General features: G+C 71.9%; 15 protein-coding genes. 1 reads left to right on the top strand and 14 read right to left on the bottom strand.

The window, feature by feature from the left end:
* Nucleotides 1-40 precede the first annotated feature (40 nt).
* Both IG74_RS0111835 and IG74_RS0111830 read right to left on the bottom strand, forming a co-directional pair.
* On the bottom strand, nucleotides 41-391 hold the full coding sequence (locus IG74_RS0111835) for a cytidine deaminase (RefSeq protein ID WP_030674110.1): 351 nt from the start codon (nucleotides 389-391) through the stop codon (nucleotides 41-43).
* Nucleotides 392-440: 49 nt separating this feature from the next.
* Nucleotides 441-1,346 (bottom strand): helix-turn-helix transcriptional regulator, encoded by a 906-nt coding sequence (locus IG74_RS0111830; RefSeq protein ID WP_037825090.1) that lies wholly within the window; start codon nucleotides 1,344-1,346, stop codon nucleotides 441-443.
* A gap of 85 nt (nucleotides 1,347-1,431) precedes the next feature.
* On the opposite strand from IG74_RS0111830, the gene IG74_RS0111825 reads away from it, so the two are divergent.
* Nucleotides 1,432-2,853: an MFS transporter gene (locus tag IG74_RS0111825; RefSeq protein WP_030674106.1), complete on the top strand. Its 1,422-nt coding sequence runs from the start codon at nucleotides 1,432-1,434 to the stop codon at nucleotides 2,851-2,853.
* A 61-nt stretch (nucleotides 2,854-2,914) separates the two neighbouring features.
* Here the strand turns inward: IG74_RS0111825 and IG74_RS0111820 are convergent, their stop codons facing one another.
* The 12 genes from IG74_RS0111820 to IG74_RS0111765 all read right to left on the bottom strand — a co-directional run bounded on the left by IG74_RS0111820 (nucleotide 2,915) and on the right by IG74_RS0111765 (nucleotide 13,911).
* The gene (locus IG74_RS0111820; RefSeq protein WP_030674103.1) at nucleotides 2,915-3,271 is read right to left on the bottom strand and encodes an MmcQ/YjbR family DNA-binding protein; all 357 of its coding nucleotides are present in this window, start codon (nucleotides 3,269-3,271) and stop codon (nucleotides 2,915-2,917) included.
* On the bottom strand, nucleotides 3,268-4,581 hold the full coding sequence (locus tag IG74_RS0111815; RefSeq protein WP_030674100.1) for a hemolysin family protein: 1,314 nt from the start codon (nucleotides 4,579-4,581) through the stop codon (nucleotides 3,268-3,270). Before IG74_RS0111815 ends, IG74_RS0111820 begins: the two co-directional genes overlap by 4 nt.
* Nucleotides 4,582-4,585: 4 nt before the next feature.
* A complete protein-coding gene (gene ybeY, locus IG74_RS0111810) occupies nucleotides 4,586-5,083 on the bottom strand; it encodes an rRNA maturation RNase YbeY (RefSeq protein WP_030674097.1) in 498 nt (165 codons plus the stop codon).
* A gap of 13 nt (nucleotides 5,084-5,096) precedes the next feature.
* Nucleotides 5,097-6,149 carry a PhoH family protein gene (locus IG74_RS0111805; protein WP_078868719.1) on the bottom strand — a complete coding sequence of 351 codons (1,053 nt, stop codon included), beginning with the start codon at nucleotides 6,147-6,149 and terminating at the stop codon, nucleotides 5,097-5,099.
* 135 nt (nucleotides 6,150-6,284) lie between these two features.
* Nucleotides 6,285-7,457: a carbohydrate kinase family protein gene (locus IG74_RS0111800; protein ID WP_030674092.1), complete on the bottom strand. Its 1,173-nt coding sequence runs from the start codon at nucleotides 7,455-7,457 to the stop codon at nucleotides 6,285-6,287.
* A 39-nt stretch (nucleotides 7,458-7,496) separates the two neighbouring features.
* A complete protein-coding gene (locus IG74_RS0111795) occupies nucleotides 7,497-8,786 on the bottom strand; it encodes a glucarate dehydratase family protein (protein WP_030674090.1) in 1,290 nt (429 codons plus the stop codon).
* An 85-nt stretch (nucleotides 8,787-8,871) separates the two neighbouring features.
* Complete coding sequence (locus tag IG74_RS52035) at nucleotides 8,872-9,204, bottom strand: hypothetical protein (RefSeq protein ID WP_158857569.1); 333 nt, start codon at nucleotides 9,202-9,204, stop codon at nucleotides 8,872-8,874.
* Between the two features lie 257 nt (nucleotides 9,205-9,461).
* Complete coding sequence (locus tag IG74_RS0111785) at nucleotides 9,462-10,130, bottom strand: hypothetical protein (RefSeq protein ID WP_030674082.1); 669 nt, start codon at nucleotides 10,128-10,130, stop codon at nucleotides 9,462-9,464.
* A 12-nt stretch (nucleotides 10,131-10,142) separates the two neighbouring features.
* Complete coding sequence (locus tag IG74_RS45805; RefSeq protein WP_037825085.1) at nucleotides 10,143-11,477, bottom strand: hypothetical protein; 1,335 nt, start codon at nucleotides 11,475-11,477, stop codon at nucleotides 10,143-10,145.
* On the bottom strand, nucleotides 11,477-11,773 hold the full coding sequence (locus IG74_RS0111775) for a hypothetical protein (RefSeq protein ID WP_051854799.1): 297 nt from the start codon (nucleotides 11,771-11,773) through the stop codon (nucleotides 11,477-11,479). The genes IG74_RS45805 and IG74_RS0111775 overlap by 1 nt, the downstream gene beginning before the upstream one ends.
* Nucleotides 11,774-11,913: 140 nt before the next feature.
* A complete protein-coding gene (locus tag IG74_RS0111770; RefSeq protein WP_030674077.1) occupies nucleotides 11,914-12,915 on the bottom strand; it encodes an adenosine deaminase in 1,002 nt (333 codons plus the stop codon).
* Between the two features lie 87 nt (nucleotides 12,916-13,002).
* Nucleotides 13,003-13,911, bottom strand: coding sequence for a ribonuclease Z (locus IG74_RS0111765; RefSeq protein ID WP_030674075.1), 909 nt, complete (start codon nucleotides 13,909-13,911; stop codon nucleotides 13,003-13,005).
* Nucleotide 13,912: the final 1 nt, after the last annotated feature.

Raw genomic sequence — 13,912 nt, 5'->3', positions numbered from 1 at the left:
CGGAGCGCGCTGATGGACACGGCGGGGCGCCCCGCGAGGGTCAGGCCTCCGTGGTGAGCCGGACCGTGCCGTCGGGGCCCGCCAGGTGCACCGGGGTGCCGGCCCCGCCCAGGTCCCGCACGGCCGCCAGGTCCGCGTCCGCGAGGGACTCCGCGCCGGAGACCACGGCCGCCGCCTCAAGGGACTCCGCCCCCGACGCCACGGCCATCGCCACGGCCGTACGCAGCGCGGAAAGATCCAGGGACGCGAGGCCGACCGTCCCGGCGACGTACGTGCGCCCGGTCTCGTCCCGCACGGCCGCCCCCTCCGGCACCCCGTTGCGGGCCCGCGCCGAACGCGCGAGGGTGACGATCTTCTGGTCCTCTGGGCCGAGGTCGGTGCGCTCAGTCATGGCACGAGCATAAGGAGACGGGTGCGGGCGGCGGGCACGGGCCCGCGGCTCACCCGGCCACCCGGTACATCGACCCGCGCCGCGCCTGCGGCGTGGCCAGCCACTCCAGCTTCGCCGCCGTGTCCGCGAGCGGCAGCGGCGTGTGCATGACGATCGTCAGATCGGGCCGCGCGGGCACCTTCAGGGCGGTCGACTCCACGTGCAGGATGCCCGCGAGCGGATGGTCGATCTCCTTGTGGACCAGGCCCGCGGGCCGGATGTCCTGCCGCTCCCACAGCTCCGTGAACTCCTCGCCCGTGTCGTGCAGCCGGGCGAGCAGCTCCTGGAAGCCCTCGTCGCCCGGGTGCTCGGAGCAGGCCGCGCGGAACTGCGCGACGAGCGTCGCCGCGTTCTGCGCCCAGCTGACGCTGCGCGAGCGGTACATGGGGTCGGTGAAGAAGTCGAGGATGCAGTTCTGCGTGGTCTCGGGGCGCATGCCGAGGACCATGGCGGCCGCGTCGTTGTAGACGACGCAGTTGTAGTAGCGGTCCATGATGTGCGCCGGGTACGGCATCCAGGTGTCGATGAGCCGCCGCAGGCCCTCGCTCATGTGCTCCGCGCCCTGCTCGGCCTCCGGCGCGGGCGGGTTGAGCCCCGCGAGCACGTACAGGTGGCGGCGCTCGGTGCCGGACAGCTTCAGGACGCGCGCCACGGAGTCCAGGACCTGCGGCGACACGGAGATGTCGCGGCCCTGCTCCAGCCACTGGTACCAGGACGCGCCGACGCCCGCGAGCACGGCGACCTCCTCGCGTCTGAGGCCCGGCGTGCGCCGCCGACCGCCCTCCGGGAGCCCGGCATCGGCCGGGCTCACCCGGGCGCGCCTGCTCATCAGGAAGTCCCGCAGCTCCACTCGGCGACGGGCCTTCGCCCCGTCGGTCCGCTCCCCGGCCTGACTGGCCACCTGTCCCCCCGTCATCCGCCCGCCGGTCCGCCTGGTGGTCGTACCACCAGCATAAGTTCCCGCTCCCCACGGCTATTCCGGCCGCCGCAAGCTCGTGACCATGGCGATAGACACCTCCGCTCCCTCCCCCACCGCCCCCGCCGGGCCCGCGCCCGCCGCGGCGCCCCCGAAGCTCTCCCGCCGTGACAAGCTCATCCTGTTCGTGCTGTGCGCCGCGCAGTTCATGGTGGCGCTCGACTTCTCCGTCCTGAACGTGGCGCTGCCCGTGCTCGGCGGGGACCTCGGTATGAGCCACACCGCGCTCCAGTGGGCCGTCACCGCCTTCGCGCTGCCGTCCGGCGGCTTCCTGCTGCTTTTCGGCCGCGTCGGCGACCTGTTCGGGCGGCGCAGGCTGTTCCTCGGCGGGCTCGCGCTGTTCGGCGCGGCCTCGCTGCTCGCCACCTTCGCCTGGGACCCGGCGTCGTTCCTGGCCGGGCGCGCGCTGCAGGGCGTGGGCGCGGCCGCGATCGTGCCGACCGGCATGTCGCTGCTCACCACGACGTTCCCGGAGGGCCCGCAGCGCGACCGGGCGCTCGGCATCTCCGGCACGCTGCTGTCCCTCGGCTTCACCGTCGGCATGGTGCTCGGCGGCGTCCTCACCGACACCCTCGGCTGGCGCTCCACGATGGGGCTGCTCACCCTCTTCGCGCTGCTCGTGCTGCCGCTTGCGCCCGGCCTGCTGCCGGAGTCCCGCACCCCGGAGCGCCCGCGCCTGGACGTCCCCGGCGCGGTCACGGTCACCGGCGGTCTGCTCTCCCTGATCTACGCCCTGTCCACGGCCGCCGAGCGCGGCTTCGGCGGCGCCGACGTGCTCGTCACGCTGATCGCGGGCGTCGCCCTGCTCGCCGCCTTCGGCTACGTCGAGACGCGCGCGGCCGCGCCGCTGGTCTCGCTGCCGATGCTGCGCCGCCGCACGGTGGCGTGGGGCAACCTCGGCGGCCTCGTCACCTTCTCGATGATGTCGACGGTCGTCTTCGTCCTGACGCTCTACTTCCAGGACGTCCTGGACCTGTCCGCCTTCGAGACCGGCCTGGTCTTCGGCGTCCAGGGCGTCGTGTCGGTCTTCGCGGGCATGCGCGCGCCGAAGGTCATCGGCCGCTTCGGGCCGCGCCGCACGCTCGTCGGCTCGCTGCTCGGCCAGGGCCTGTTCGTGGCGGCGCTCCTCGCGATCGGCGAGGGCGCGTGGTCGGTGTGGCTCGCGACCGTGGCCGTGTCGGTGGCCAGCCTGTTCCACCTCGGCGCGATCGTCTCGTACGGCGTCACGGTCACGTCGGGCGTCCCCGACGAGGAGCAGGGTCTGGCGACCGGCCTGGTCACCTCCACCCAGCAGGTGGGCATCACCATCGGCATCCCGATCCTCGGCGTCCTCGCGACGACGGGCGGCGACACCCTGACGGGCACGCGCACGGTCCTGGCCATCGACGCCGCGATCGTCCTCGCCACGGCCGCGCTGGTCGGCAGGGCCCTGCTGCGGCGCCGCTGAACCGGAGCCGGACGGCGAACGCCCCCGCCCTCAGGGCGGGGGCGCTGTCCGCTGCCCGGGGTCAGGGGCGGTCGAGCCGGAGCCGCTCGGATCGCGGCAGGCCCGCCACCACCAGGTCGTACGAGTCCTCGATCAGCTCGCGCACCAGCTGGTCGGGGAGGTCCGCGTCGGCCGTCACCGTGTTCCAGTGCCGCTTGTTCATGTGCCAGCCGGGCACGATGTCCGGGTACTGGGCGCGCAGTTGCAGGGCGATCTCGGGGTCGCACTTCAGATTGACCGTCAGTGGCTCCCGGTCGAGGGCGCTCAGGGCGAACAGCTTGCCCGCCACCTTGAACACCGACGTCTCGGGGCCGAACGGAAAGTCCTCGGCCGCGTCGTTGAACGACAGGCAGAACGTCCGTAGCTCCTGCGGATTCATCGCCCGGTCTCCTCCCCGGAGCCGGACTCCGCGCCCCCCGGCGCGACCGGCTCCACAAGCACGGTCACGATCTTGTTGCGCCGTCCTGCCGCGGCCTCCGCGGTGAGCCGCAGCTTCCGCTCGTCCGGCAGCGTCACCACGGCCTTGGCACCGGCGATCGGCACCCGCCCGAGCTGCTTGGCGAGCAGCCCGCCGACGGTCTCCACGTCCTCGTCGTCGTACGCCTCCAGGCCGTACAGCTCGCCGAGGTCGCCGATGTCGAGGCGGGCGGTGACGCGGTGGGCACCGCCGCCCAGGTCCTCGACGGGCGGCAGCTCCCGGTCGTACTCGTCGGTGATCTCGCCGACGATCTCCTCCAGGATGTCCTCGATGGTGACGATCCCGGCGGTGCCGCCGTACTCGTCGATGACGACGGCGACGTGGTTGCGCTCCTGCTGCATCTCGCGCAGCAGGTCGCCCGCGTTCTTCGTGTCGGGCACGAACGTGGCGGGGCGCATGGCGGTCGACACCAGGTCGTTCTCGGCGTCGCGGTTGATGTGCGTCTTGCGGGCCAGGTCCTTGAGGTAGACGATGCCGACCACGTCGTCCTCGCTCTCGCCGGTGACCGGGATGCGCGAGAAGCCGGAGCGCAGCGCGAGCGTCAGGGCCTGCCGGATGGTCTTGTAGCGCTCGATGGAGATCAAGTCGGTGCGCGGGACCATCACTTCGCGCACGAGCGTGTCGCCCAGCTCGAAGACGGAGTGCACCATGCGGCGCTCCTCGTCCTCGATCAGGGACTCCTTCTCGGCCAGGTCGACCATGGCCCGCAGCTCGGCCTCGGAGGCGAACGGGCCGCGCCGGAAGCCCTTCCCCGGCGTGAGCGCGTTGCCGATGAGGATGAGCAGGGGCGGGATGGGCCCCATGACGCGGGCGAGCGGCAGGAGCACGTACGCGGCGGCCGTCGCCGTGTTCAGCGGGTGCTGGCGGCCGATGGTGCGCGGGGACACGCCGACGGCCACGTACGAGACGAGGACCATGACGCCGATGGCGACGGCGAGGGCCTCCCAGGTCGCGTCGAACTCGCGCAGACAGGCGTACGTCACCAGGGCCGCGGCCGCCATCTCGCAGGCGACGCGGACGAGCAGCGCCACGTTCAGATAGCGGGTCGGGTCGGCGGCGACCTGGGCCAGCTTCGCGCTGCCGCGCCGCCCGGAGCGGACGGCCTCCTCGGCGCGGAAGCTGGAGACGCGGGCGATGCCCGCCTCGGCGCAGGCGGCGAGCCAGGCCACCACGATCAGGGCGACGGCACCCGCGATGAGCTGGATGGACATGGGGCTACGAGACGGTCGGCGCCGGGGAGGGGCCGGTGAGGCCCTGCTCGGCCCGCCAGCCGTCGACGATGGCGGCCTGCAGGCCGAACATCTCGGCCTTCTCGTCGGGCTCCTCGTGGTCGTACCCGAGCAGGTGCAGCACGCCGTGGACGGTCAGGAGCTGGAGCTCCTCGTCCATGGAGTGCTTCGTCGGCGCCTCCTCGCCCTGCTTGGTGGCGACCTCGGGGCAGAGCACGATGTCGCCGAGGAGCCCCTGCGGGGGCTCCTCGTCGTCCTTCATCGGCGGGCGCAGCTCGTCCATCGGGAAGGACATCACGTCCGTGGGACCGGGCAGGTCCATCCACTGGATGTGCAGCTGCTCCATGGCGTCGGCGTCCACGACGATCACCGAGAGTTCGGAGAGCGGGTGGATCCGCATCCGCGCCAGCGCGTAGCGGGCGATGTCGAGGATCGCCTGCTCGTCGACCTCGGTGCCGGATTCGTTGTTGACGTCGATCGACATGGCGCTGTGTCTTCTACTTTCCTCTGGACCGGCCCTTGCGGGAGCCGTTCTCCGTGCCGTTCTCGCTGTCGTACTTCTCGTACGCGTCGACGATACGGCCGACCAGCTTGTGCCGGACGACATCGTGCGAGGTGAGCCGCGAGAAGTGCACGTCCTCGACGCCCTCCAGGATGTCCTGGACCTGGCGCAGGCCGGACTTCGTGCCGTTCGGCAGGTCGACCTGGGTGACGTCGCCCGTGATCACGATCTTCGAGTCGAAGCCGAGCCGGGTGAGGAACATCTTCATCTGCTCGGGGCTCGTGTTCTGCGCCTCGTCCAGGATGATGAACGCGTCGTTCAGCGTCCGGCCGCGCATGTACGCCAGCGGGGCGACCTCGATGGTCCCGGCCGCCATCAGGCGCGGGATCGAGTCCGGGTCCAGCATGTCGTGCAGCGCGTCGTACAGCGGGCGGAGATAGGGGTCGATCTTCTCGTACAGCGTGCCGGGGAGGAAGCCGAGGCGCTCGCCGGCCTCGACGGCGGGGCGGGTCAGGATGATGCGGTTGACCTGCTTGGACTGGAGGGCCTGGACGGCCTTGGCCATGGCCAGATAGGTCTTGCCGGTGCCCGCGGGGCCGATGCCGAAGACGATCGTGTGCTTGTCGATCGCGTCCACGTAACGCTTCTGGTTGAGCGTCTTGGGGCGGATGGTGCGGCCGCGCGACGAGAGGATGTTCTGGGTGAGCACCTCGGCCGGGGTCTCGTCCGGTCCTTCGCCGGTCTCGCCTGCTCTGAGCATGGCGATCGAGCGTTCCACTGCGTCCTCCGTCATCGGCTGTCCGGTGCGGAGCACCAGCATCATCTCGTCGAACAGGCGCTGCACGAGGGCGACTTCACGCGCGTCGCCCACGGCGCTGATCTCATTGCCCCGGACATGGATGTCGGCCGCCGGGAAGGCCTTCTCGATCACGCGCAGCAGCGCGTCTCCGGAGCCGAGGACGGTCACCATCGGGTGCTTGGCCGGGACCGTGAAGTGGGCTCGCGCCTGTGCCTGCGCAGGGGTCTGAGCTGTCGGTGTCTGAGTCATGGGCCGGCGCTTAAGGCCTGCACGTCCTCCTCGTCGCGGGGGCTCGCCCGCTGGGCGCCCTTCGTACTGCCAAGAGTACGACTCGGCACGGACAACCCCGTAGGGCTTTTCCGCCGCGGATGGGCGCCGGGCGGCTCACGCGGAGCGCCGGAACCCGATGGTGGGCACGGCGCGCCGCAGCGGCCAGGGGCGCGCGGCGTCCGGGAGCAGCGCCTCCAGGAAGCCGTAGCGCTCCAGGGCCACGGGGTCCTGCTGGTCGAGCTCCCGCACCCGCCGCCACCAGGCGCCGATCTCCTCCCAGCCGGGCGCCGAGAGGGAGCCGCCGAACTCCTGCACCGACAGGGCGGCCGTGAGACCGGCGAAGGCGAGCCGGTCGGCGAGCGGCCAGTCGGCGAGGGTGCCGGTCACGAAGCCCGCGACGAACACGTCGCCCGCCCCGGTGGGGTCGAGGGCCTCCACCTCGATGGCGGGCACGGACGCGGTCTCGCCGGTGCGCCCGTCCACCGCGTACGCGCCCTCGGCGCCGAGGGTGACCACGGCGACCGGCACGTGCTCGGTCAGGGCGTGGGCCGCGGCGCGCGGGCAGGAGGTGCCGGTGTACCGCATGGCCTCCGCCGCGTTCGGCAGGAAGGCCTCGCAGTGCCGCAGGTCGGGCAGCTGCCCCAGGTCCCACCGCCCGGTGTCGTCCCAGCCCACGTCGGCGAAGATCGTCGTCCCGCGGCGGGCCGCCGACTCGATCCAGGGCGCGCGCGTGCCGGGGGTCAGGGAGGCGACGGCGGCTCGCGCGCGGGGCGGGCACGCGGGCGCGCCGCCGTCGGGCGCGTGGGCGTCGGGCGGCGGCTCGTGGCCGTGGCTGACCATGGTCCGCTCGCCCTCGTACGCCATGGAGACGGTGACCGGCGAGTGCCAGTCCGGCACGGTCCGCGAGGAGGACAGGTCGATGCCCTCGCCCTGCTCCAGGGCGTCCCAGCAGTACTCCCCGTAGTGGTCGTCGCCGAAGGCGGCGGCGAGCGAGGTGCGCAGGCCGAGCCGGGCGAGCGCGGTCGCCATGTTGGCGACGCCGCCGGGGCTGGACCCCATCCCCCGGGCCCAGGACTCCGTGCCGCGCACGGGCGCGGTGTCGAGGCCGGTGAAGATGATGTCCAGGAACACGGTGCCGGTGAGATACACGTCGCAGGGCGGATCGCCCGCGCGCCGGGTCGACTTGAGCGGATCGACGACGGTGCTTTCGGGCTCGGCGCCGGTACTTCCCGGCGCCGCGGGCGTCCCGCGTGGGACGGCGGGTGGTACGGCAGGTGGTACGGCCATGGAGGCAACGTAACCGACGGGTCCGACAGGCCGCGGCCGCTACCAGCGCGGCACGGCCGGAGTCACCCAGTCCGGTTCTGCGCGGCGCATGGCCGCCACGTCGTCCCGCTCCCGCAGCGCGGCGAAGTCCTCGTCCAGCCACCGCCGGTGCAGCGCGTCGAGCCGGTCGCGGTCGAGCTCGACGCCGAGCCCCGGGGCGTCGCTCACCGTGACGCACCCGCGCTCGAACCGCAGCCGTTCGGTGAGCACGTCCTCCGCCTGCCACGGGTAGTGCGAGTCGCACGCGTGCCGCAGGCCCGGCACGGTGGCCGCGACGTGCGTCATGGCGGCGAGGCTGATCCCCAGGTGGGTGTTGGAGTGCATGGAGACGTCCACGCCGAACGTCCGGCACACGGCGGCCAGTTCCCGCGTCCGCCGCAGGCCGCCCCAGTAGTGGTGGTCGGAGAGCACCACGCGCACGGCCCGCCTCGCGAAGGCCTCGGGTATCTCCTCGAAGGTGGTCACGCACATGTTGGTGGCGAGCGGCACCGGGGTCCGCGCGGCGACCTCGGCCATGGCGGCGGTGCCGAGGGCCGGGTCCTCCAGATACTCCAGGACGTCCGCGAGCTCGTCGGCGACCTTGACGGAAGTCTCCACGGACCAGGCCCCGTTGGGGTCGAGGCGCAGCGGCGCCCCCGGGAAGGCGGCGGCGAGCGCCCGGACGGCGGCGGCCTCCTCCGCCGGCGGGAACACCCCGCCCTTGAGCTTGAACGACCGGAATCCGTACCGCTCGGCGAACGTCCGCGCCTGCGCGACGACGCCCTCCGGGTCGAGCGCGGCCCCCCAGTCGTCCCGCCCGTCACCCACGCCGTCCGGGTGCCCCGCGTACTTGTAGAACAAGTAGCCGCTGTACTCCACGGCGTCCCGCACCTTGCCGCCGAGCAGCGCGTGCACGGGCAGGCCGAGCGCCTTGCCGAGGGCGTCCAGGCACGCCACCTCGAACCCCGACACCACGGAGAGCCGCAGCTTGTCCGCGGTCTGCACGCCGCGCAGGCCGCCGCCGTCGACGGCGGTGTCCACCCGGCGCGCGTCCACCTCGACTTCGTCCACAAGCGTGAACAGCCCGTTGAGGTCCCCCACCCCCCGCCCCACCAGGCGCGCGGCGAACGGCCGGGCCAGCTCCAGATACTTCCCGTCCCCGTACGTCTCCCCCACGCCGACCGTGCCGTCCTCCGTCTCCACCTCGATGATCAGGCGCGGTGTGTACGGCTGGTGGAGCCCCTGGGTGTTCAGGAGAGGGGGGTCGGCGACCAGTACGGGGGTGAGCCGCACATCGGTGACGGTGAGCATGGCGCCTCCGGCAAGGTGAACGCTGTCCACATATGAGAACGCACTCTAGAGAGACGTCTACACGGCGTCAATGCCGCGACCACCGTCACTGCCAGTGCAGGGTCCCCGCCACGGTGTCGAACAGCTCGACCATCTTCGGCGCGAGGGCCTCCATCGGCGTGGAGAAGGTGAGCGTCAGCCAGGCGCGGCTCGCGGGCACCGGCACGTTGTAGACCACGGTGGTCGTGGGGAGGGTGCTGCCCATCAGCCGCTCCGGGTCCGGCGCCTCGGCGCGCTGCTCGCGCACGGCCTCGCCCGCGCCCTCCAGCTCCACGACCTCGGCGCCCGCGAGCCGCCGGGCCAGGTCGTGGGCCGTCCTGCACCCGGGCCAGCCCCCCTCGTGCGCGAGGCTCACCAACAGCGAGGACGCCAACGGCACGCCACCCACCGTGAGCAACGACAAGTACAGCTCAACCCCACCCACCCGACCCGCCGCCCGAGCCTGCCTCTGCAACTCCCGCATCAGCCGCTCCCTGAGCACAGGCGCGTGATCGACTCCGCCGAACTGCCGCCGAGCGAGCGCGACGATCCCCCGATCGCGCTCTTCAGGAGGGTCTAGCTGCAGCTGGAACCATCCTTCCGGGACGAGGATGGTGTACTCGGCGGGCGAAGCGGACCAGTCGGTTTGAAGGGGCATCAGAGCTCGCCCCGCGCCGCCGCGTTCCGCTCGTCGAAGTCCGAGGGGACGGGGACGAGGCGGATGGTCGACATGAGCTTGTCGGCGAGGTGTGTTACTTCGTCGGACCGTTCGAGGTGGAGCCAGTCGACGTCGAGCACGTAGATCTCCTCCTGGCTGGTCGGCCAGACCGCGTACCTCAGTGTCTCGGACAGACGGCGGCCGAAGCCGAGGCGACGCTTCTCCTCCAGCACCGCCTGAATACGTAGGGCAGGGCCAACGGGCAGCTCAAGTTCGGACACCACAGGCGTGCTCTTCGGCTTAGCATCACCCCAGTCGAGGAGCCGGGAGCGCCATTCCTCGGGGGACGGCCTCGGGACACCGTCCTCCCCGTAGGTGTTGCCAACCATTTCTGCCAGTAGTTCGCCCCCGACCGAGTACATGGCGCAGGCGAGCACAGGGCTCTCCTCGTTCAAGTTGAGGGCCCTCTGTGTCAGTTCGCGCTGCAAAGCAGCCTTCCCGACCTTCAGCTCCAGCGGGTTGAACTGCTCTACCAACGACAGTGCGACACGCTCGGCCTCCTCACGGGAGCCCTCATAGAGCGTCAGGCCCAACCAGTCACCGTCGAAATCGAAGTCGACGATGTAGTCGTCCTCCATCCCGGACGTCCCGTCGAGTGGCGTCAGCATCGGTCTTCCTCCTCAGTGGACCTCGTCAATGAACAGGCCGCCAGCCGTGATACCTGATCCAGCAACGGTCATTCCCGTTGCCCTTCGCGACAGCTTGTTCACGGCTTCGTATTGCCCCAGAGCCCTGCCCAAGTGCTTCACTTCCTTCAGATCGGACGCCACCGAGGCGTCAGCGAGCGAAACAGACTGCAAGGCGCCCTTGAGTCCGTTGCCGTCTCCGCGATCCTTCAGCTCGCGCCAAGCCTGACGGTATCCACCCTGAAGGCCCCCCTTCCAAGTGGAAGACCTGAACACCTCGGTGACGGGCTCACGGAGCGACGCCGAGATATCCCCCTTCTCGATGCGGCGCCCCCTCGTGAGCTGCCGATTGAGCCCCTTTCGGTTCCGCCTCGACCGACGTGGGGTCTCCCGGCCTCCCTTGGCCAACCGCATCCGCCGCAACGTCCCCGCCACATACCGCCCGGCCACCTTCGAAAAGGCCTTGCCCGCCCCCATAGCCAACAACCCCACCGCCGACCAAGCCAGCTCTGTCCAGGACGTGTCGCCCATGGCGACCTGGGTGGCTGTGCAGGCGATGTTGGCCAGGGTGGCGACCATGGAGATCGCGCCCAGGAGGCCGGCCAGGCCCTGGCCTATGACGGGGATCCAGCCGACCATGAGCGCGGCAATGCCGGCCCATTTGGAGATGAGTTCGGTGACGCCCGCGACCTGCTCGACGAAGTCGGCGAAGCGGTCCCAGAAGCCGTCCTTGAGGGAGTCGTCGGAGACGGCGTCCTCGATGGCCTCGCGGGCCCGTTTCGCCGCGGCGTCGCGGATCCGCCGTGCCTCACCGAGCTTCGCGCGCGCCGCGTCGAGCGCGTCCCCGGCGGCCGCCGCCTGCTTCTCGAGGTCCGCCTTCCGGCGTCCGCCGACCTCGCCGTCGAGGCCCTTCTTCGCGGCGCCGCCCCGCTCCTCCGCGTCCCGCGCCTCGCGCCGGGCGATGTCGGCGAGCTTCTGGGCGCGGTGGAGCTCGGTGACGTACGTACCGGCGGGCGCGGTGGCGTTCGACTCGTAGTCGCCGCCGTGGTCGACGATCCGGTCACCGATGGCGTCGGCGGCAGCCTGGTAGCGCCGGTGCGCGGCCTCCAGACGGCCCCGGCACTTCTTGGCCCCGCCGCGGAACTCGCGGCCCGCGTCGCTGTCCCAGGAGGTCACGTCGGCGGCCGCCTTGAGGTGGCGGACCTGCCGTTCGAGTTCGTCGGCCGTGCGCCGGAGCTTGCGGCCGAGCTCCTGAAGGCGGTCCGGGTCGCCGGGGACGGGGTCGCTGTCCGCGAGGGGCTGCCAGTCCCGGGGGCGCGCGGCGCCCATCAGGGGCGCGACGCGCGCAGCGCGCGGGCCAGTTCGCCGTCCACGCCGTCGTACGTCTCCGCGGCGGCCCTGGCGATCCCGGCCAGGCGCTGGACCTCCTCGCCGAGTTCCTCGCGGTGGCGCTCCCAGTTGCCCGCGAACTCGCCGAACTGACCGGCGAGCCCGCTGTCGCCGAAGTCGTCCTCGTACTGGCCTCTCAGCTTGTCGAGTCCGTCGAAGGCGTCCTTGATGCGGCCGAGGCCCACGCCCATCCCACGGATCACACTCAGATCGTCGATCCTCGTGTACTCGCCCACGCCCGACGTCCTCTCCAGCCCGCTAGGTCACAAGGGTGGCCCAGCGTATCGGGACCGGCGTCAACTTCGTTGCAGGTGCGACGAGTTGGCCGGTATTGAGGAGTGGGGAGGACGGGGCGGGACGGCGGGCGCGCGCCGTCTCAGTCGAACCGGTACGCCGCCACCTCCGCCAAGTACGCCGCGCGCAGCGCCTCCTCCTCCGGGGAGCCGTCGAGGAACGCCGCCTCGAAGGAGTTGCGGGCCAGTTCCCTGAGCTGGTCCTCACTGAGGCCGAGGGCCTCGCGGACCGCGTGGAAGTTGTCGTCGGCGTAGCCGCCGAAGTACGCGGGGTCGTCGGAGTTGACGGTGCACAGCAGGCCGGCGGCCATCATCTGCGGCAGGGGGTGGTCCGCCAGGACGTCGACGGCGCGCAGCCGGACGTTGGACAGGGGGCAGAGGGTCAGCGGGACGCGGTCCCGGACCAGGCGGCGGACCAGGTCCGGGTCCTCGACGCAGCGCAGGCCGTGGTCGACGCGCTCGACGCCGAGGACGTCCAGGGCCTCGGTCACGTACGCGGCGGGGCCCTCCTCGCCCGCGTGGGCGACGCGGCGCAGGCCGAGCGCGGCCGCCGCCTCGTACACGGCGGCGAACTTGCGCGGCGGGTGGCCGACCTCGGCCGAGTCGAGGCCGACGCCGGTGATGCGGTGGAGGTGCGGCTTGGCAGCCTCCAGGGTCTCCATGGCCGACTCGGCGGACTGGTCGCGCAGGAAGCACATGATGAGGCGGGTGGTGATGCCGTGGCGCTCGCGGCTGCGGTCGAGCGCGCGGCCCAGGCCCTCGACGACCGTGCCGATCTCCACGCCGCGCGCGGTGTGGGCCTGGGGGTCGAAGAAGATCTCGGCGTGGCGCACGCCCTGGGCGGCGGCCCGGGCGAGGTACGCGTCGGCGAGCTCCTCGAAGTCGGCCTCCGTGCGCAGCACGGCCATGAGCCCGTAGTAGAGGTCGAGGAAGGACTGGAGGTCCTGGAAGAGGTAGGCCTTGCGGAGGGCCTCGGTGTCGGCGTACGGCAGGGTGACGCCGTTGCGCTCGGCGAGGGCGAAGGCGAGCTCGGGCTCCAGGGTGCCTTCGATGTGCAGGTGGAGTTCGGCCTTGGGGAGGGGCATGAGGTGCTTCTTCGTTCTTGGGGGGAGCTTGGGGGGAGTTCGGGAGGAGTTCGGGGAGTGGGGAGGTTTCGGAAGGGCTCGGGCGGATCAGGGGCTGCGCTTCGGCAGCGGCACCCGCATCAGGTCCCGCGCCACCGTCAGCTCCCCCTCGAAACCGGCGGCCCGTGCCTGCTGCTCGAAGGCGGACGGGTCCGGGTACCGCTGGCTGAAGTGGGTGAGGACGAGGTGCCTGACGCCCGCGTCCCGGGCCACGGCGGCGGCCTGGCCCGCCGTCAGGTGGCCGTGGTCGGAGGCCAGTTGACGGTCCTGGTCGAGGAACGTGGACTCGATGACGAGCATGTCGCAGCCGTCGGCGAGCGCGTGCACGCCGTCGCACAGGCGGGTGTCCATCACGAAGGCGAAGCGCTGCCCGCGCCGCACCTCGCTCACCTCGTCGATGCTGATGCCGCGCAGGCTGCCCTCGCGCTGGAGGACGCCCACGTCCGGTCCGGTGACGCCGCGCTCGGCGAGGAGCTTCGGCAGCATCCGCCGCCCGTCGGGCTCGACGACGCGGTAGCCGTACGACTCGACGGGGTGGGAGAGCTTCGCCGCCTCCAGGCGGTACGACGGCGCGGTGGCGAGGACGCCGTCCGCGGCGACCGGGACCTGGGCGATCCGCACCGTCTCGCGGTACGCGGTCGCGTACCGCAGCCGGTCGAAGAAGTGCTCCCCGGAGGCCGGGTAGTGGGCGGTGACGGGGTGCGGCACGCGGTCCAGGTTGATGCGCTGGATGACCCCCGCGAGCCCCAGGGAGTGGTCCCCGTGGAAGTGCGTGACGCAGATGCGGTTGAGGTCGTGCGCCGCGACGGAGGCACGCAGCATCTGCCGCTGCGTGCCCTCGCCGGGGTCGAACAGGATGCCCTCGCCGTCCCACAGCAGGACGTACCCGTTGTGGTTGCGGTGCCGGGTCGGGACCTGGCTCGCGGTGCCGAGCACCACCAGTTCACGTACGGACACG

Source organism: Streptomyces sp. NRRL B-1347, from assembly GCF_000720325.1.
Classification (GTDB): Bacteria; Actinomycetota; Actinomycetes; order Streptomycetales; family Streptomycetaceae; genus Streptomyces.
Note: the sequence above shows the minus strand (reverse complement) of the source record. Positions and strands in the feature narration are given on the sequence as shown.